Source organism: Pseudoalteromonas spongiae UST010723-006 (genome assembly GCF_000238255.3).
GTDB classification, from domain to species: Bacteria; Pseudomonadota; Gammaproteobacteria; order Enterobacterales; family Alteromonadaceae; genus Pseudoalteromonas; species Pseudoalteromonas spongiae.
The window spans coordinates 464,435-483,153 of record NZ_CP011039.1; the positions used below are offsets into that span (position 1 = coordinate 464,435).

15 protein-coding genes are annotated in these 18,719 nt (G+C 41.3%); 13 read left to right on the plus strand and 2 right to left on the minus strand.

The genetic code is table 11. The features are described from left to right. Positions 1-124 precede the first annotated feature (124 nt). The 3 genes from PSPO_RS02200 to PSPO_RS02210 all read left to right on the plus strand — a co-directional run bounded on the left by PSPO_RS02200 (position 125) and on the right by PSPO_RS02210 (position 5,668). Positions 125-1,945 carry a cation:proton antiporter gene (locus PSPO_RS02200; protein WP_010561076.1) on the plus strand — a complete coding sequence of 607 codons (1,821 nt, stop codon included), beginning with the start codon at positions 125-127 and terminating at the stop codon, positions 1,943-1,945. Between the two features lie 19 nt (positions 1,946-1,964). After that, on the plus strand, positions 1,965-2,693 hold the full coding sequence (locus PSPO_RS02205; RefSeq protein ID WP_010561075.1) for a substrate-binding periplasmic protein: 729 nt from the start codon (positions 1,965-1,967) through the stop codon (positions 2,691-2,693). 383 nt (positions 2,694-3,076) lie between these two features. Continuing rightward, positions 3,077-5,668, plus strand: coding sequence for a hypothetical protein (locus tag PSPO_RS02210; protein ID WP_148665221.1), 2,592 nt, complete (start codon positions 3,077-3,079; stop codon positions 5,666-5,668). Positions 5,669-5,765: 97 nt separating this feature from the next. On the opposite strand, the gene PSPO_RS02215 is transcribed toward PSPO_RS02210, so the two are convergent. Continuing rightward, positions 5,766-6,272, minus strand: a complete 507-nt coding sequence (locus PSPO_RS02215; RefSeq protein WP_010561073.1) for a hypothetical protein — start codon at positions 6,270-6,272, stop codon at positions 5,766-5,768. A gap of 93 nt (positions 6,273-6,365) precedes the next feature. Here PSPO_RS02215 and PSPO_RS02220 point away from each other — a divergent pair, with 93 nt between their 5' ends. Genes PSPO_RS02220 through PSPO_RS02230 form a run of 3 tightly spaced genes read left to right on the plus strand, consistent with a single transcriptional unit; the run spans position 6,366 to position 9,661 of the window. Further along, positions 6,366-6,569, plus strand: coding sequence for a DUF1289 domain-containing protein (locus PSPO_RS02220; protein WP_010561072.1), 204 nt, complete (start codon positions 6,366-6,368; stop codon positions 6,567-6,569). Beyond that, a complete protein-coding gene (locus PSPO_RS02225) occupies positions 6,541-8,493 on the plus strand; it encodes a hybrid sensor histidine kinase/response regulator (RefSeq protein WP_010561071.1) in 1,953 nt (650 codons plus the stop codon). Before PSPO_RS02220 ends, PSPO_RS02225 begins: the two co-directional genes overlap by 29 nt. 46 nt (positions 8,494-8,539) lie before the next feature. Further along, complete coding sequence (locus tag PSPO_RS02230) at positions 8,540-9,661, plus strand: response regulator (protein WP_010561070.1); 1,122 nt, start codon at positions 8,540-8,542, stop codon at positions 9,659-9,661. Between the two features lie 130 nt (positions 9,662-9,791). Here the strand turns inward: PSPO_RS02230 and queG are convergent, their stop codons facing one another. Next, complete coding sequence (gene queG / locus PSPO_RS02235; protein WP_010561069.1) at positions 9,792-10,931, minus strand: tRNA epoxyqueuosine(34) reductase QueG; 1,140 nt, start codon at positions 10,929-10,931, stop codon at positions 9,792-9,794. Between the two features lie 17 nt (positions 10,932-10,948). Between queG and PSPO_RS02240 the strand changes: the two genes are divergently transcribed. The 7 genes from PSPO_RS02240 (at position 10,949) to hflX (ending at position 18,681) form a co-directional block, all read left to right on the plus strand. Further along, a complete protein-coding gene (locus PSPO_RS02240; RefSeq protein ID WP_010561068.1) occupies positions 10,949-12,427 on the plus strand; it encodes a bifunctional ADP-dependent NAD(P)H-hydrate dehydratase/NAD(P)H-hydrate epimerase in 1,479 nt (492 codons plus the stop codon). Between the two features lie 11 nt (positions 12,428-12,438). Next, positions 12,439-12,915, plus strand: coding sequence for a tRNA (adenosine(37)-N6)-threonylcarbamoyltransferase complex ATPase subunit type 1 TsaE (tsaE, locus tag PSPO_RS02245; protein WP_010561067.1), 477 nt, complete (start codon positions 12,439-12,441; stop codon positions 12,913-12,915). Beyond that, on the plus strand, positions 12,908-14,254 hold the full coding sequence (locus tag PSPO_RS02250; protein ID WP_010561066.1) for an N-acetylmuramoyl-L-alanine amidase: 1,347 nt from the start codon (positions 12,908-12,910) through the stop codon (positions 14,252-14,254). Before tsaE ends, PSPO_RS02250 begins: the two co-directional genes overlap by 8 nt. Before the next feature lie 28 nt (positions 14,255-14,282). Next, complete coding sequence (gene mutL / locus PSPO_RS02255; RefSeq protein ID WP_010561065.1) at positions 14,283-16,094, plus strand: DNA mismatch repair endonuclease MutL; 1,812 nt, start codon at positions 14,283-14,285, stop codon at positions 16,092-16,094. Positions 16,095-16,126: 32 nt separating this feature from the next. Further along, complete coding sequence (gene miaA / locus PSPO_RS02260; RefSeq protein ID WP_010561064.1) at positions 16,127-17,044, plus strand: tRNA (adenosine(37)-N6)-dimethylallyltransferase MiaA; 918 nt, start codon at positions 16,127-16,129, stop codon at positions 17,042-17,044. Between the two features lie 80 nt (positions 17,045-17,124). Then, the gene (gene hfq / locus PSPO_RS02265) at positions 17,125-17,379 is read left to right on the plus strand and encodes an RNA chaperone Hfq (RefSeq protein ID WP_010561063.1); all 255 of its coding nucleotides are present in this window, start codon (positions 17,125-17,127) and stop codon (positions 17,377-17,379) included. Between the two features lie 18 nt (positions 17,380-17,397). Then, on the plus strand, positions 17,398-18,681 hold the full coding sequence (gene hflX, locus PSPO_RS02270) for a ribosome rescue GTPase HflX (RefSeq protein ID WP_010561062.1): 1,284 nt from the start codon (positions 17,398-17,400) through the stop codon (positions 18,679-18,681). Positions 18,682-18,719: the final 38 nt, after the last annotated feature.

Below are 18,719 nucleotides of genomic sequence, written 5' to 3' on the forward strand. Positions count from 1 at the left end.
TGGTGTGTGAAACAAACGTTAATACACTTGATTTGAAATAAAATTTTATTGTGAAAAAAGCTATAGAATTAATTATCCAAGATATACTATTGTAATATTCAATTTATAAATTTGTGAATTCTCAATGTCAGCGGTATATATTGCACTGGTTGCTTTGTTTTCAGTAGCAGCGCAGTGGTTAGCATGGATTTTTAAAGTACCAGCTATTTTATTCCTACTTGTTACCGGTCTTTTATTAGGGCCTGGTTTTAATGTAATTGACCCAGATGCGTTATTTGGTGACTTACTGTTTCCGATAATCTCCTTAGCTGTTGCCGTTATTTTATTTGAAGGTGCACTTACCCTCCATTTTAGAGAATTAAAAGGGCTCGAAAAAGTCGTGCGCAACCTGTGCTCCATCGGTATGTTGGCATCGTTTGTGGTGATCGGCTGTGCTGGGTATTTTGTGTTAGGTCTCGATTGGCGTGTGGCTGCTGTACTTGGCGCAGTGTTAGTTGTAACCGGCCCAACGGTTATCGCACCTTTATTAAATGCGATGAGGCCGCATAAAGACATTGATAAAGTATTACGTTGGGAAGGCATTGTAATTGATCCTATAGGTGCTTTATTCGCCGTATTAGTATTCGAAGCAGTTATGCTGACAGGCCAAGAAAGTATTTTTAACCACACACTTGGCGCGTTGTTTATGACATTAGTGGTGGGGTTATCACTGGGTCTCTTTGCCGGTTGGTTTACAAGTTTATTAATTCGCCGTCAATGGCTACCGTATGAATTGCATAAATTTGGTATTTTAGCATTGGTATTAGCAACCTTCAGTGTTTCAAATTACCTGAGCCACGAATCGGGATTACTTGCTGTAACCGTTTTTGGTATTTGGCTGGCGAATCAAGATGACTTAGAAATTGATGCTGTGCTTGAATTTAAAGAAGATTTATCAATGATCTTAATTTCAAGCTTGTTTATTTTACTCGCAGCGCGATTACATGTAGACGATATTAAACAACTTGGTGCTAATGTTCTTATTTTTATGGCATTTGTGTTGTTTGTGGCACGTCCGCTGTCGATTTTGTTATCAACATTTGGGTCAGACCTTAATTATCGCGCCCGTGCATTACTTAGCTGGATTGCTCCCCGTGGTATTGTTGCTGCCGCGGTAGGTTCTGTATTTGCGCTTAGTATGGTTAAGGCCGGTGTGCCTACTTCTGAGAAGTTAGTACCGCTTATCTTTACCGTTATTATTGTGACGGTTGTTTTGCAAAGTTTAACTGCTGTGCCACTTACCAAGTTGTTAAAGCTGCGCCAGCCTGAACCAGCAACAGTACTGATTATTGGTGCAAACCATGTGGCACGCGAAGTGGCAAGGGGCCTCAAAGATATCGGTGTGAGTGTTTACCTTTCAGATCCTGCATGGGAAAACTGCAAAATGGCGCGCATGGATGGTTTCCCTTGTTATTACGGTAACCCGCAATCAGAGCATGCTGAGCGTTATTTGCCGTTAACTGACATTAGTAAAGTGCTAGGCTTATCGCCAAACCGCCTTTACAACGCATTAGGTATTCAACATTTCGCACATTTAATCGGTGAGGATAAAGTATTTTCATTGAAATCATCTGATGTGCACGCGAAAGCAAACAAAGACAGTGCGACTTTCTTGTCGCGCCAGAATTTATTTGCACAAGATGCTACGTTTGCGCGTCTTTCCGGCATGATAGCGAAAGGAGGTAAAGTCAGTGCAACACGCATTGCTGACGCATTTACTTGGGAAGATTATTTGGAAGTAAATAAAGACGCAATTCCGTTGTTTATTTGGCGTCAGCAAAAATTTATCGAACCAGTGCAAATTGGCGGTGAACAAAAACCGGAGGAGGGCGACTCTGTTATTGCACTTCAGCCGCCGAAAATGTCTATTTTAAAAGAGTCGCAAGCTAACCAAGCGGCAACATAAAGCAAGGAGCTACTCGCTAGTGCGTTCAATTGCGGCAGTATTACTTTTACTATTTTGTTATGAACTGAAAGCCTCTGATGAGGTTTCGTTGGCGGTTGTCACTGAAGAGTGGCGACCATTTAATTATACCGACGATAACGGCATTATCGTTGGCCGCTCAACAACAAAAGTAAGAGCAATACTCGATAGCTTGGGATACAAATATGATATTCGAAGCTACCCTTGGACGCGTGCCATGAGGATGGCTGAAAACGATGAAAATACACTTATCTATTCGATTTTTAGAACGCCAGAGCGAGAGCATAAATACCAATGGGCATGTCCGCTTATGGCTCCGGTGAAAGTGTATTTCTTTCACCTTGCAACACGTGATGATATTAACGTTACGTCACTTGACGATGCAAAAAACTACGTTATTTCAGTAGGGCGAAATGCACGTAGCCATGAAACCTTACTCGAAAAAGGTTTTATTGAAGGGCAACATTTGGATGTGTCAGCCGATCCTAGCGCCGAATTAAGAAAGTTTCTTGCAGGGCGAGTGGATTTTTTGGTGCAATCTGAATGGGAAATGTCTGAATCGTTAAAGGGAGTTGAGCGGCAATATACAGACGTTGTGCGAAGCCTCGAAGTAGCAAATGTAAGTGATCGTTCAGCCTGCATCGCCTTCAGTAAAAAAACCGACAAAGAAATTGTTAATCGCGTACAGGTAGCACTTGAACAGTACAATAAAAAATTCGGTCTTGAGTAGCGTAATTGTGACAAATCATCAGCTCCCTTTGATATTGTTTTTAGTTAAGTCAACGACAACTGTTAATTCGTAAATCCTCCTTTATTTTTTGTATAACCAAGCGTTCTAAAAAGCTTTTATTGTTTAATTTGAACTATTCATGGGTTATATACCTGAACTTAAATCAAAAATATTGCTTTAATTCGATAAATTAGCGAACGGATATATTGGCAATAATGCGTGAAATGCGTAAGCTTATAACAAGTCGTTAATTTGGTTAAAGTTTGGTTACATAGTCGATGGGTAAAGTTAGAGTTTTATTACTTTCTATTGTGTTATTTTGTGCATTTTTTTCGTCAGAAAGTAATGCCAATTCAGCTGCTTGTATATTGCTGAAACAACAAATGAGCAATTATCAGCATAGCAAAACCCACCCAACCTATCGCCGAGCTCAGCGTGACTACGAACGCCTGTGTAATCAACCTGAAGTAGTTGAAGATAAAGCAACAGAAAGCGCAAAAACGCAACAAACGATTTTAAGCGAAGAAGAAAAGCGTTTAGCACAAGAGCGATTTGAAGCGATTGAAGCTAAGCAGCAAGAACAACAAACTGTTGAAACCAAAGAAGATGCTAGTGATGATTTAACTAACAACGGAGAAGTAACCAATAGTAACGAACAGCAGACCGTTGAAATTGACTCAAAAACGCAAAGCGAAGTAAAAGAAACGCCTAAAGCTCAACCTGCTGCGCCAGTTAAAAGAGCACCTGTCACCTGGCAAAATGATATTCCAGTAGAAGAATCGAGCTTATTAGAAGCGATGATGCTGCCGATTATTTTATTGCTTGTTGTGTTGGTTGCCATATTTGTCTACGTGAAATTTGTGCGTTCACGCATGGACGAAATTAAAGAGAAAGCCAAAGAAAAAGCCCAAGAAATGTCAAAAGACATTGCTGCAATGGGCTCAAAAGTTGCTGAAAAGAAAAAGAACAAGTTACCAAAAGGCGCACTCGACCCAGATTTATACTTCCGTCGTCAACGTGTTGAAGTAACACTCGCAAATGGTCAGGAAGTAGTATTAGACAGTGTTATAGCATCGCAATATGGCATTTTCGTTGTACTGCCGCAAAAGCAGCGCGGCGCAATTATCGGTAGCGCAACCTTACCAGAGTGGAAAGAGCAAGTTGGGGAAGAACTTATTGGTTTTGAGAGCCCATTACAAGTAGTGAATCAATGCTGTCACGCCGTTGCGCAGATTTTAGGATTAAATGATGAAATAGAGCCGATTGTCGCGTTTAACGATATGGCGGTATTTAAATCACAATTTCCAATTGTAGTGATGCATAAAAAGCAAGTGAATCCATACATTCTAGGCTTTAAAGAGCTGAGATTTAGCGACCAGCAAGTTGACGAATGGATGGCGTTGATTGATAGCCACAACGAAGCGAAGCGAGAAGAGAAAAAACGCGCTGAAGAGCGTCAACGCGAAGAGAATATGACTCGTCACAATGAGCCTAAATTTGATACTTCAGCGCCATCGCCAGCGGAAGTTGCCGAACAAGAAATGCAAGAAAAGCAGCAAGAAACGGTTTACCCAGAACCTGGCTCATATGAAAACTCAGTGTCTGAAATTACGCCGGATAATCAGGATATTCATCGTGCAGAAGAGACAGACAAACCCGCGGTTGACCATATTGCTGAGCTTGATGCAATTCTCAATAAAGCAAAACAGTTTACTGAAAAGTTAGACGATATTAGCAGTGCAACTCCGAAAACTAGCGATGATGAAACGCAACCTCCAACACTAAGCGTACAGGACGCAGAGCTATTAAATAATGAAACTGAACAGCCAAGCGCAACCTCAGACGAAAGTAGTTTAGAGTCAGAGGAAAACGATTTATCTAATGACTTTACGCCTGATACCAATGCAGAATTCAAAAAAACAACGCAATCATTTTCATCTGATGACTCATTCGATATGCCATTTAACGAAGCCACTACGCAGCAGGCCGGTGCATCAGGTTTGGATAATGATGACTCAACTAAAAATACGTTCGATAACGACCTAATGGATGACAGTGCAGCGCTTACTCACTCCAACGCGTTACAGGAAGAATTAGGTCAATCTGAAGTTCAATCTCAAGATGATGATAGCTTATTGCCACCAGATAGCAGTGAACCCGCTACGGCATACACTGACCCTGATTATTTTAAGTCAGCTGATGACGATGCGCCTGAAAATATGGTTCCTCATTCTGAGTTTAAACGCCGTGCGGCAAAACGAGCAGTTGATGACGGTATGTTTGATTATTTAAATCACTACGACAAATCAGCAGAAAACGACGAGCAATCAGATGGTGAATATTCGCTTGAAGAAGAGTTGGCGCAAAGCCTTGCTGCGGGTAAGGGATTTTTGTCGGGGTTAGAGCAAAAGGATAATTCTCTTGATGAAGAGCCAAAATTACCAGCGCGCGACGATGCGGATATGTTAGCTCAAGTTGAAACCAAATTAGATCAAGAGATGGCTAATTTATCAGCTGATAACGATCTTCATGAGCAGTCTGACACAAGCTTACAACAAGATCTTAATGATTTTGATATCAATTCACTAGAGCAAGACCTAGTTGATAATCAGCCGACTATCAGTGATAGCGTTGAAAGTACAGAGAATGATAGCAGCGATGTGAATCAAGGCGGTTGGCGTGCAATTAAAGCGCAAATGAATGAGCAATCTGACGAGCAGATTTTACCGCCTTCAGTAGAAAGTGAAGCGCAAGATGAACAGCCTAAATCAAGCTGGCGTGCGTTAAAAGAACAAGTAAATGATGAAATTGACGATGAATTTAACAAGACTGATCAAGACAGCGAAGCTGATAAAGATGACAGTGAAAAATCGTCACCATTTTCTAACTTACAGCTCGATCCTGATTGGGCGCCTAAGCCACCACCGGAAAAGGTGTTTAAAACAAAACCTGAAGACGACCCTGATAATAATTAATCAATAAAAAATGGTCAGCAATTGCTGACCATTTTTTTATTTTACTTGAATTAGCATCACTAATATTTAGTGATATTAACGCAAGATACAACAATCCTTATTCACATTGCTCTACAAGCGAACGTAGGTGCTGCCCTAAATCTTGTGTTTTTGTTTTACCATTCGCTACTAACTCAGAGGCTTGCTGTTGAATTTCAGCAACATCGTACTGCGATAACATATGCTTTACGTAAGTTAATACATCGCCACCTTGGCGGATAAGATCTGGCAGGCTTTCGAGAGAAAGCTCTTGTTCAGATAGGTTTGACAGTGTTTCAATGAATTGAGATAAATCCATCGAATCTTGCAATGCACCTTCTACCTCAACTAATGCGCCCATGGGGTCTGCATCTAGCTTACCAGCAACACATGCTGCAACTGAGCCTGCCTCGGAGCCTTGTTTAACGGCTTCAATGCCTTGAGCACGGATCGCTTCAATTACTTCTTGTAACTCTTGGTGCTCTGCAAAATATTGACGTTCCAACGCCTTCTTAGGATCTTCTGCAAGATCACAGGCTGTTAAAGTGGTGGCGAAAGTCGTCGCTAGTAACAGTGCTTTTTTCATGATTTCTCCGCAATTATTCGCGTTATTTACAGCGAGTATATCGCAATGTTCTAAACTATAAGTAAGCAAAAATATGAAAATAAACTAAATTTTATGCCGCAACAAACCGTTAAAAGTCCGTGTGTTGAAAATTGTTGCTTAAATGAGGATGACGTATGTTTAGGGTGTTTTCGTACGTTAGAAGAGATTTTATCTTGGTCGAGTATGAGTTTATCGCAAAAGCGAACTACGCTTAATTTATGTCAACAGCGAAAACAGCAAAAACAACATGCAAAAAAGGATTTTAATTCTAGATAACTCAAGTGTTTTGGCAATGCGCTTAAAAGTTTTACTGGAGTTATTGACGTGCCAAGTAGACCTACATCATTACAGCGACTTTGAACCTAGTAGCGAACCCACATTTTATGAAGCAATTGTTTTTGCCTCAGGCGTCCCCGAGAAATTAGTACTGCAAACCCAGCAGTTATATGGTGATGTGCATGTGTTTTTATTGGCCCCTAATGTAGAGGGAAGCAAACTCAGTGATAGTTTTACAAAACTGGTTAATGCACTGCCTCGCGCCTTGGTAATTCACCCATTTTATAACAATAAGGAAGTTATAGGCCTACTTGAAGAAGGGTTAGCGATAGGTGCCGCTAATCTTGATATTAAATTACCTAAAATTTTATTGGTTGACGATAACGAAAGTCGCCTAAGTCGCTTAGAGTCGAGCTTAAAAGGCGCACATTTTGATGTTATCACCGCTGATAATGAATTCTCAGCAATTGGGCGTGCAGCGCTACACCAAATTGATTTACTTGTAAGTGATTTTAATATGGGAGATCTCTCTGGCATAGATATATTTAGGCAAATAAAATCTATCAACCAAGATTGTCGCTGCATACTCATCACATCAAAGCCACACCAAAGTGCGTTAATCGAAGCGGTGCGGTTAGGAGTGGATGATGTACTTGAAAAACCACTTGATGAAAGTGTGTTGTTACAAGCAATCTATAAGCTTTGGCACAATGAACAGCTGGAGCAAAGCAACCAAGAGCTGGTATCTCGGCTACAAGATACCGTTGATGCACTTATCGAAAAAGATAGTTTATTGCGTGTTATCTATAAAAATACACCAGATGCGATTGCTATTTTTAGCAACGACGGCGCGATTTTAGAGGCGAACGATGCGTTTTTAAGTTTATTTGCCCGAGAGCAAGATGAAATTCATGACTTATCATTTTTTGAATTGCTAGACAGCACTATTTCAAATGAAATAAAAAACAATATTGCCAGCTACCAAACTCAGTTTAATTTTGAGTTTGTAGTGACGACGGCAAAAGATGACATAGTGCCGTTTTCAGGCTCATTTAGTGAGATTGACGTACATGGTGAGCCATCGACAGCGGTTATTTTAAAAAATATTGCTCATCTTAAGCGCAAACAGCAACTACTAGAAGAAGCAAAGCAATTACTTGAAGAAAAAGTAAATATTCGTACCCAGGAGCTTGAGGCCGCGAAAAACCAAGCTGAGTTTGCTAACAAAAGTAAGTCGGAATTTTTAGCGAATATGTCTCATGAGTTGCGAACGCCAATGCATTCAATTTTGAGCTTTTCTCAATTTGGTTTGGATAAACTCAATAGCGAACCAATTCCTAAAGATAAACTGCACAAATACCTTTCTCGTATCGAAAGTTCAGGACAGCGACTTCTGTCTTTGTTAAACAATTTACTCGACCTATCTAAATTAGATGCGGGTAAGTTTCCGTTTAATCCCAGCAAGCATAATTTGAATCAATTAGTGCGAACTAGCATCGACGATATGTCGGGCGCACTATTGGCAAAAACAATAAATGTGCATTTTGTGCCTGAAAAAGATCCGTTTTTTGTTGATTGCGATTGTGACCAAATCGCGCAAGTGATCCGTAACTTACTTGGCAACGCCATTAAATTTAGCGATGAACACAGTGAAATTGAAGTCGTGATAGACCATCACAATGACATGGTGCAATTAGCTGTACGAGATAGTGGACTAGGTATACCAGATGAAGAGCTAGAAACAATATTTAACAAGTTTGAACAAAGTAGTAAAACCAATCGTGGGGCAGGTGGTACAGGGCTTGGTCTAGCGATTTGTAAAGAGTTTGTCGATTTACACCACGGCCGTATTTGGGCCGAAAATAACTTTGAGAAAGGTGCAAGTGTATTTGTTAGTTTGCCAGTTTCTAATACTTTTGACTAAGCTAAATCTAGTTCAGTATAAATTAATGGAAAACAAGGAGTAAGTCATGAATTCAAACACAGTACTTGCTGTTGATGACGAACCGTTTAATTTGGAAATAATCGAGGAAATACTGGAAGAGCATTACGATCTGCATTGTGTAGCAAGCGGTCCTGAATGCCTAGAGGTAGTTCAAAGAATCAACCCAAGCGTTATTTTGCTAGACGTAAGCATGCCCGATATGGATGGTTATGAGGTTTGTCGGCGCCTAAAAGAAAATCCTGAAACATCTAATATTACCGTGATGTTTGTCTCAGCTAGAGGCTCTGTTGAAGAGCGCATCGAAGGCTACAATGTTGGTGCTGAAGATTATATTGTGAAGCCGTTTGGCCAACAAGAATTACAAGGCAAATTAGACACTTTGTTTAAGGTAGTCGAAAACAAACGTATGCTCGAACAACAGCTACAAGATGCTACTGACACTGCGTTTAATGCAATGGCTAATAGTAGTGAAATGGGCAGCATAGTACAGTACGTGGAGCAAATCGGTAAAATTGATGAGAAAGAAGAGCTTGCACAAGCACTCATAAATTGTATGCGTGGTTTTGGTCTTAAAACGAGCATCGAGTTTCGCACCAAAAACAATCGTTCGCATTATAGTTCGGAAGGCATTTGCTCACCTATGGTGGTTGAGTTATTCGAACTGCTGCAAAATAAAGGGCGTTTATATGAGTTTATGCCGAGAATCTTAGTAAATTACCCAAGGGTTAGTTTACTCATTATGAATCTGCCAAATGATGACCCTGAAAAACTGGGCCGTATTCGCGATAATATTTGTTTTGTTGTTGGCGTAACAGAGCATCAGCTCGACGCCATTTTAACCCGCAAACAATTAAGCAACCAAACTCTCAAATTGCGGCAAGCATTTTCTATGGTTCGCGATAAATTTGAAGATTTAGTGGGTGTACTTAATCTAAGCCATGAAATGAATGAGGCGATTTTTAGAGAATTACAGGAGGAGTTTGAAGATCGGATTCCACTGATGGGTCTAGATGAAGATCAGGAGCAGTATATTTATAAAAAAGTGGATGACACTATTCAAAAATCAGTTGCACGAGAGGATTTATTGCAAGATATAACGCGTGCCTTTACTGAGCTTGAAAATGATTTAAGTGTTATGCTGAAATAAGTGCTTTCTATTTCCATATTAGTCATTTAATTCTGGTTTGAGTAAGGAATAGTAAAAGCGCTACAGTTTAAGCAAAGACAAATCATCAGCGGCATATCCGCGATTTGCATCTGAGGTTACTTACCAAGGGTTAAGCATCTCTTGGTAAGCCTTTCTCAATAATACGAATTAAGCGTTTTGTTTTGTTGTCTCTTTGCGCGGTTTTATTGTGTTGTTGTGCGAGTGCCCAATGAATGTGTTCAAGCAACATTTCAGATGCATCACTCTTCGCACGCTCTAATGCGTTTATAATATCGTTATTTGCATCTGCATTTCCTAGCGCTACTGCGATATTGCGTCGCCAGCGCTCTATACCAATACGGCGAATCGCGCTACCCTCGGTGTTTTTTAGAAAGGTCGCTTCATCCCATGCAAAAAGCGTAAGTAAGTCCTGACTTTTTAAATGCTTACGAATATGAAAGTCATTTTCGGCTGTAAGCTGTCCGTAGCGGTTCCACGGGCACACTAATTGGCAGTCATCGCAACCGTAAATGCGATTGCCTAATAATGAACGGAATTCTTCAGGAATGGCGCCTTGTTTTTCAATTGTTAAGTATGAAATACAGCGTCTTGCATCAACCACATAAGGTTCAACAATTGCGCCTGTAGGGCACGAGGTAATACATGCCACGCAACTACCGCATTTGTTCTCTACCGTCTCTTCGTTTACCGGTAGCGGTAAATCCACAAATAACTCACCTAAGAAAAACCAAGATCCCGCTTCTTGATTCAGTATTAGCGTGTGTTTTCCGGTCCAGCCGAGTCCTGCTTTTTCAGCTAGTTGGCGTTCTAATACGGGGGCTGAGTCAACAAAGGGTCTAAATCCTAAGGTAATTTGATGCTGTTCTAGTTCTTGTTCTAACTTTTTACCGAGCTGCTTTAAACGATTACGCATTAATTTATGATAATCGCGGCCTAGGGCATAACGGCTTATATATGCAGTTTGTTTGTTTTTTAAATCTTTAGCGAAGCTCGCATCTGGTGGTAGGTAATTCATGCGCACAGAAATAACTCGTTGTGTGCCAGGCACAAGCTCAGCTGGGCGTGCGCGTTTCATGCCGTGTGCAGCCATATACTCCATTTCGCCATGGTAGCCCGCATCTAACCATCGTTGTAATTGTGCTTCGTGCTGAGATAGGTCAATATCGGTGATACTCACTTGATCAAAACCAAGCTCTTTTGCCCAAAGCTTGATTTTTTCTACCAAATTCGGATAGTTAAGAGTAGACATACCAGTAGGTGAAATAAATGACGCCAGAATTAACCACTAATTTACCACAGTTTGCATATAGCGCCCAACAAGTAAAAGACAATGAAGCGATTGTTGCATCGCAGCAAAACGTTGATATGTACGCGCTGATGCAACAGGCTGCTGCATCGGTTTTTCAGCTGCTGATGTTGAAATATGGTGATTGCGATAAAGTTCAAGTGATTGCTGGTGGCGGTAACAATGGAGGTGATGGCTACTGGGTGGCTAATTATGCTTTGCAGCATGAGCTTGATGTTACGGTATTCAGTGTTAAGGATGTAAATCAGTTAACCGGTGACGCTAAGCGCGCTTACTTAGATTACTTAAAGCGAGGCGGCGAAGTAGTTGATAGCTTAGATACCAGTGCCGACGTATATATTGATGCACTGTTGGGCATCGGTTTTTGCGGTGCGTTAAGTGGTGAATATGCAGATGTTATCAATCACATTAACCAACAGAATAAGCCTATTATTGCGGTAGATTTACCTTCAGGTCTGAATGCGACAACAGGCGAAGTAGCAAATGTCTGTATCAATGCTAATTATACAGTAAGCTTTATTGCTCTTAAGCAAGGGTTATTAAGCGGTAATGCTAAACAGCATGTTGGCAATTTATATTTCGTAGGACTCGGATTAGCCGATGCTTTTACTGAATATGTCACACCACTCTCTCAGTTAGTAAATTATGACGCGTTAAAAGCATCACTGCCGGTTCGTCATATCAATAGTTATAAACAACAACTTGGCCATGTTTTATTAATTGGTGGCGATAAACCTATGCCGGGGGCTATTCGCATTGCGGCTGAGTCCTGTCTGCGCACAGGTGCAGGGCTTGTCAGTGTAGCGACGCATCCAGAAAATCGCGCCATTGTGGTCCAAGGGCGTTATGAACTGATGGTACACGCCGTCGAGCATGCAACAGAGTTGGAACCACTAATTGAAAAAGCAGATGTGTGTGTGATTGGCCCAGGTCTTGGTCAATCAAATTGGAGCAAGACTGTATGGCAGACAATCGAGAAGGTCAATAAACCAATTATTATTGATGCGGATGGGCTTAACTTGTTAGCTCAAAAACCAATTAACCTAGCGCAAATGATTATTACCCCTCACAGCGGAGAGGCTTCAAGGTTACTGGGTATCTCAAGCTCTGAAATTGAACTTAATCGTTTTGATTCAGTCTCTAAATTAGCAAAGCAATTTAACGCAATAGCCTTATTAAAAGGTGCAGGCAGCTTAGTTGCTAATAGTCATCAGACGGTAATTAATACGTCGGGCAGCGTTAGTATGGCAAGTGCTGGGATGGGCGATTGTTTATCTGGTATAATCGCTGGCTTAATTGCGCAGGGCATGCCGAATTTTGAAGCTGTTCAATTGGCTGTTAATATTCACGGCCGCGCAGCGGAAATTGCAGAGCAACAGGGTAAGTGTGGCATGTTAGTCTCAGATCTGTACCCTTTTATTAGAAAACTGGTTGATTAGTGGAGAAGTAAATGAATCAGCAAGATGGGGTTTTTAATTGCTTTTTGGCCGATGAAACTGAAACAGTAGCCATGGGTAGTAAATTGTCTTCTTGTATACATGAAGGTGCTGTTATCTTTTTACATGGCGACTTAGGTGCGGGCAAAACGACGCTTACACGCGGCGTTGTACAAGGCTTTGGTCATACCGGTAAAGTAAAAAGTCCAACCTATACCTTGGTTGAACCCTACGAATTAGCTTCACAAAATGTTTATCACTTCGATTTATATCGCCTTGCAGATCCTGAAGAATTGGAATTTATGGGCATTCGAGACTACTTTGAAAATAACTCAGTGTGTTTAATTGAATGGCCAGAAAAAGGCGCTGGAATGCTTGCACAGGCAGATCTAGAAATTACAATGGAATATGTCGATAATGCGCGTAGAATAACCATAATGGCGAACAGTCAAAGTGGCAAAACAATAATAAATAAGCTGAAGAATGACTAGCGATTGGTACAATATTAAATCTCTATTTCGAGTAATTACAATTGTCATGATGTTTGTGAGTGTTAACTTATACGCTGCAAACAAAATTGACAGTGTGCGTGTTTGGCCGTCTCCTGAGAGCACCCGAGTGGTACTCGATATGAAAGAGAAGCCTGAATACAGCTACTTCTTTTTGAAAAATCCATTGCGCTTGGTGGTTGATATAAAATCAACACCGGGCCGCGCAGCAACATTTCCAAAAATTGATAAAAAACATCAATTAATTAAAAAAATTCGCTACAGCACACCAAAGCGAAAATCCGATACGCGTTTAGTATTTGAACTGCTAGCACCTGTTAAACCGGTTATCTTTTCACTCGCACCAACAGGCCCGTATAGCGACCGACTTGTATTTGATTTGTACAGTAAAGAAAAACCGAAAGCACAAACCGTTGTAAAAAGTCGCGATATTAGCAGTGATAGAGACATTGTCGTTGCTGTTGTAGCGGGGCATGGTGGTGAAGATCCAGGCTCTATCGGCCCTTCAGGTACCTATGAAAAAACTATTACGCTGCAAATTGCAAAGCGTTTGGCAGCCAAAATTAATGCAGAAAAAGGTATGTCTGCTGTCTTGCCGCGTACCGGTGACTACTACGTAAAATTAAATACACGCACCGAACGAGCTCGAACCAAAAAAGCTGATTTCTTAATTTCAATTCACGCAGACGCATTTACGTCGCCGCAACCGCGCGGTGGCTCTGTTTGGGTGCTTTCGTTAAGGCGAGCGAATTCAGAAATTGGTAAATGGATAGAAAATCGAGAGCAACATTCCGAATTGTTAGGTGGTGCTGCAGATGTATTGAAAGATACTCAGCAAGAGCGCTACTTAGCGCAAGCGCTACTCGATATGTCGATGGATCACTCGATGAAAACTGGCTTTGAAGTTGCTGAAGATGTGATTGCGGAAATGCGAAAAGTGACACGTATGCACAAAAAAGTGCCGCAGGCAGCAAGTTTGGCTGTATTAAAGTCACCTGATATTCCCTCAATTTTAGTTGAGACAGGTTTTATATCAAATCCAGCTGAAGAGCGCTTGCTAAAAACCAGAGACCACCAAGAAAAGCTCGCGACGGCAATTTTCAAATCGGTAAAAGGCTATTTTAAAAATAATCCGCCGGAGGATTCTTATTTTGCCAAGTTGAAAAAAGAGCAGCCGCGTTTTCATAAGGTGCGTTCAGGTGAGTCTCTAAGTGTGCTTGCGAGTCGTTATGGGGTAACGGTTAGCTCTTTGAAAAAGGCTAATAAGTTGTCGTCGAATACGTTATATATCGGACAAAATTTAGCTATTCCGCGTAGCTAATAGTGCCTCGATTTTAGAACTTGTAATTATGTCTATACAAATATTACCTGCTCGTCTTGCCAACCAAATAGCTGCTGGTGAAGTAGTAGAACGCCCCGCATCAGTGGTTAAAGAGCTGGTGGAAAACAGTTTAGATGCGGGTGCAACGCGCATTCAAATTGATATTGAACGTGGTGGTCACAAACTAATACGTATTCGCGATAATGGCTTTGGTATCGACAAAGACCAGCTCACTTTAGCGTTGTCACGCCATGCAACCAGCAAAATAAAATCACTCGATGACTTAGAACAAATCGCATCACTAGGCTTTCGTGGCGAAGCCTTGGCGTCAATAAGCTCAGTATCGCGTTTAACATTGACCTCTAAAACTGAGGCACAAAACGAAGCGTGGCAAGCTTATGCCGAAGGGCGAGATATGGCGGTACAAATTACGCCAGCTTCTCATCCTAATGGCACAACCATTGAAGTAGTTGATTTATTTTTTAACACACCAGCTCGTCGTAAATTTTTACGCACCGAGAAAACTGAATTTCACCATATTGATGAATTGCTGAAGCGCATTGCACTGTCGCGTTTTGATGTGGCAATTACGCTTAAGCATAATGGCAAAACTGTGCGTCAATATCGTGCGCAAATGCAGCAAGAAAATTACGTCAAGCGCGTTGCCCAAGTTGCAGGAAAGGTCTTTGAACAGCAGGCTGTGTATGTCGATTCTGGTGATGAGCGCTTACGCCTGTATGGCTGGGTATTACCCGTTGGCGATAAAACAGAGCCGCAGTACACTTATGTTAATGGTCGAATGATGCGTGATAAGTTAATTTTTCACGCTATTCGTCAAACATTTGAAGAGTATGCTTCAGGCTATGATATTCCGGGTTTTGTTATTTACCTTGAAATAGAGCCACGCCAAGTCGATGTGAATGTACACCCAGCGAAACACGAAGTCCGCTTTCATCAAGGACGTTTAGTGCATGACTTTATTGTACAAGCAGTGAGGCAAGCGATTAGCTTTGAACAGCCGCTGGAACTAGCGCCAAGCAATGAGACTAGCGATTATGTACTACAGCAAATGCATCAATTTGATACTGGGCATGAACCCAGCGCGCTGACTACGCCACAAGTGCGTGAACAAAGTGCCTCTTTTTCTGCGTCTAGTGGTAGTTCGGGTTACAAAAAGCCGCTAATGCAGCATCATCAAGTACCTGATAGTGTAAAACAGCATTCGGTAAATGCCTTCTATCAGGGAGTCGCCGATCAGGTCATTGAATCCGCAGTTCATCACACGCTTAATGATATACCGCAATCACCTAATAGCGCTGAGTGCATTGAATTATTGCCGCTACGCCAAGGAAAAGCACTGCGCAGTGTAAATGGTGAACCGCAGTTGGTCGATCTTACGCCTGCAATCCTTACCCTCTGGCAAACGCATGTTGAACAACAAGGGCAACTTGAAAGTAAAAGTCTGCTATTACCTGTTCGTATCAATTTATCGTCAGACTTGCTTGATAAAGTGCAAGACAACCTTTCATGGTTAGGAATTCTTGGTTTTGATATTGCCGTCAACTCTCAGTTTTTGTTAGTAAAAAAATTACCTGAGGTTTTATATTCAGTGGATGTTAATCAAATCTTAGATAACTTGTTTGACCATGCATTGCGACAAAATGAAAAAACCGATCTGACGTTTTGGCTGACTTGGCTGAAAAATATTGCTTTAGTTCAGCCTCTGGGCTACACAATTACTAAGCAATTAGTCGAGTTAGTGGTAAAAAAGCCTGAATTAATTGCCAGTTTTAAAACGAAAACTGTTAAAATTGACATAGAAAACAGTCTTTTTGACTAACCGATTAATTTTTAGTTTAGCAAGGAAAAACGTTGCAACAATTGCCAATTATTTGCTTAATGGGACCGACTGCTTCCGGTAAAACCGACTTAGCTATTCGGCTTTGTCAGCATTTAAATACCGAAGTAATAAGTGTCGACTCTGCGTTGGTATACAAAGGCATGGATATTGGTTCCGCGAAGCCGAATGCTGAAGAGTTGGCATTAGCACCGCATCGACTTATCGATTTAATCGATCCTGCTGATAGTTATTCTGCAGCTGACTTTCGTCGTGATGCGCTAGATAATATTGCCCAGTTACATAGCCAAGGCAAAATTCCGCTCTTGGTGGGTGGCACCATGATGTATTTCAAAGCGTTACTTGAAGGCTTGTCACCATTACCAAATGCAGACCAAGCAATTCGTGCTGAACTTGAGCAAGAAGCGCAATTGAAAGGCTGGCCTGCACTGCATCAAGAACTGACACAGGTCGATCCAGTTGCAGCTGCAAAAATTAATGAAAATGACTCACAGCGTATTAATCGCGCTTTAGAGGTATACCGTTTAACGGGTAAACCAATGAGTGAGCTACAAAAGGTTAAGTCAGAACCGTTACCTTTTGATGTTTTACAGTTTGCGATTGCACCGAGCGATCGCGCTGTGTTACACCAACGTATTGAAAAAAGATTTAAAATAATGCTCGATATGGGGTTTGAAAAAGAAGTTCTGGCCTTATATACAAGAAAGGACTTACATCCAGACCTACCGTCTATTCGCTGTGTAGGTTATCGTCAAATGTGGGATTATCTCGCGGGCGAGGATGATTATGATGAAATGGTTTTTAAGGGCATAGCTGCTACGCGTCAGCTTGCTAAACGTCAGTTGACTTGGTTACGTGGCTGGCAAAATATTACTTGGCTAGAATCAGGCGATGAAGAAAACTTGCAACGCGTGTTAAGTTCGCTAAGCTAGTAAAGTGGTGCAGTAAAAATAATTGAATTCGTTAGAGTTATCGAATTTTATAAGAACACCTAGAACTAAGGAAAATAACAATGGCAAAAGGCCAATCATTACAAGACCCATTTTTGAACGCGTTACGCCGTGAACGTATTCCTGTAGCAATTTATTTAGTTAACGGCATTAAGCTACAAGGCAAAATTCAGTCATTTGACCAATTTGTAATTTTACTAGAAAACACTGTAAACCAAATGGTTTACAAACACGCTATTTCAACTGTTGTACCTGCGCGAGCTGTTAATTTCCAAGCGACTCAGGGCGGTGCAGAAGACGAGAGCGGTAACTACTAATTAATAGGAGTTTAATGCTTGTTTGACCGTTATGAAGCCGGTGAACAGGCAGTCTTAGTTCATATCGAATTTCCAAATGAAGGCGATCGTGAAGATTTGCAAGAATTGGAAATGCTCGTTTCTTCAGCTGGTGTAAATGCATTGACGATTGTGCAAGGCAGTCGTCAATCACCGCATGCCAAATACTTCGTAGGAAGCGGTAAAGCTGAGGAAATTGCTGAGATTGTCAAAATCCATGATGCAGATGTAATCATCTTTAATCACGAATTATCCCCCTCACAAGAACGTAACTTAGAGGCGATATGTAAATGTCGCGTGCTTGATAGAACTAGTTTGATTCTTGATATCTTTGCGCAAAGAGCGCGTACTCATGAAGGTAAGCTACAAGTAGAACTTGCACAATTACGCCATATTTCTACACGATTGATTCGAGGTTGGACTCACCTTGAAAGGCAAAAAGGGGGCATAGGTTTACGAGGTCCGGGTGAAACCCAGCTTGAAACCGACCGCCGTTTAATTCGTGGCAAAATTAAAAATATTTTAAAGCGCTTAGAAAAAGTAGCTAAACAACGTGAACAAGGGCGTCGCGCACGAAACCGAAATGAAATTCCAACCGTATCATTAGTTGGCTATACCAATGCGGGTAAATCAACCTTGTTTAATCGCATCACCGACAGTGATGTATATGCGGCGGATCAGCTGTTTGCGACGCTTGACCCAACACTTCGTAAAATTGAGGTGCCAGATTTGGGACCAACAATTCTTGCTGATACTGTTGGTTTTATTAGGCATTTACCGCATGACTTAGTCGCTGCGTTTAAATCAACGTTAGCTGAGACCCGTGAAGCGGATTTACAACTTCACGTGATTGATGTCGCAGATGCAAGGCGTCAAGAAAATATCGAGCAAGTACAAGATGTACTGAGAGAAATTGATGCCGATGAAGTACCGCAGTTATTGGTTTACAACAAAATCGATTTAGTGGAAGAGGTGTCTCCACGTATTGATCGCAATGATGAAGGTAGACCTATTCGCGTTTGGTTATCGGCACAAACTGGGGTAGGTTGTGAACTATTGCTTGAAGCGATTGGCGAATGCTTAGCGGAACAAATGTTCCATGAAAATATGCGCATTCCGCCGCAATTAGGTCGCTTACAAGGTGCGCTTTATCGATTAAATGCGGTGCAAGCTGAAAACTTTGATGAGCTGGGTAATTGGCTATTAAATGTCAGGTTACCTATGTCAGACTGGCAGCGCTTGAAAAAAGAGTTCGGTGAGCAAATACAAGAATTAGTGGTTTAACTTTTCAAAAATATTTGTTTACCGTAAAAATTAGAAAA

What these genes read in the sequence shown, in the direction of transcription:
- hfq (WP_010561063.1), top strand. Translation starts at nt 17,125, where the DNA reads ATGGCAAAAGGCCAATCATTACAAGACCCATTTTTGAACGCGTTACGC.
- PSPO_RS02215 (WP_010561073.1), bottom strand. Translation starts at nt 6,272, where the DNA reads ATGAAAAAAGCACTGTTACTAGCGACGACTTTCGCCACCACTTTAACA.
- PSPO_RS02240 (WP_010561068.1), top strand. Translation starts at nt 10,949, where the DNA reads ATGACGCCAGAATTAACCACTAATTTACCACAGTTTGCATATAGCGCC.
- mutL (WP_010561065.1), top strand. Translation starts at nt 14,283, where the DNA reads ATGTCTATACAAATATTACCTGCTCGTCTTGCCAACCAAATAGCTGCT.
- tsaE (WP_010561067.1), top strand. Translation starts at nt 12,439, where the DNA reads ATGAATCAGCAAGATGGGGTTTTTAATTGCTTTTTGGCCGATGAAACT.
- queG (WP_010561069.1), bottom strand. Translation starts at nt 10,931, where the DNA reads ATGTCTACTCTTAACTATCCGAATTTGGTAGAAAAAATCAAGCTTTGG.
- PSPO_RS02200 (WP_010561076.1), top strand. Translation starts at nt 125, where the DNA reads ATGTCAGCGGTATATATTGCACTGGTTGCTTTGTTTTCAGTAGCAGCG.
- PSPO_RS02210 (WP_148665221.1), top strand. Translation starts at nt 3,077, where the DNA reads ATGAGCAATTATCAGCATAGCAAAACCCACCCAACCTATCGCCGAGCT.
- PSPO_RS02250 (WP_010561066.1), top strand. Translation starts at nt 12,908, where the DNA reads ATGACTAGCGATTGGTACAATATTAAATCTCTATTTCGAGTAATTACA.
- PSPO_RS02230 (WP_010561070.1), top strand. Translation starts at nt 8,540, where the DNA reads ATGAATTCAAACACAGTACTTGCTGTTGATGACGAACCGTTTAATTTG.
- PSPO_RS02220 (WP_010561072.1), top strand. Translation starts at nt 6,366, where the DNA reads ATGCCGCAACAAACCGTTAAAAGTCCGTGTGTTGAAAATTGTTGCTTA.
- PSPO_RS02225 (WP_010561071.1), top strand. Translation starts at nt 6,541, where the DNA reads ATGCAAAAAAGGATTTTAATTCTAGATAACTCAAGTGTTTTGGCAATG.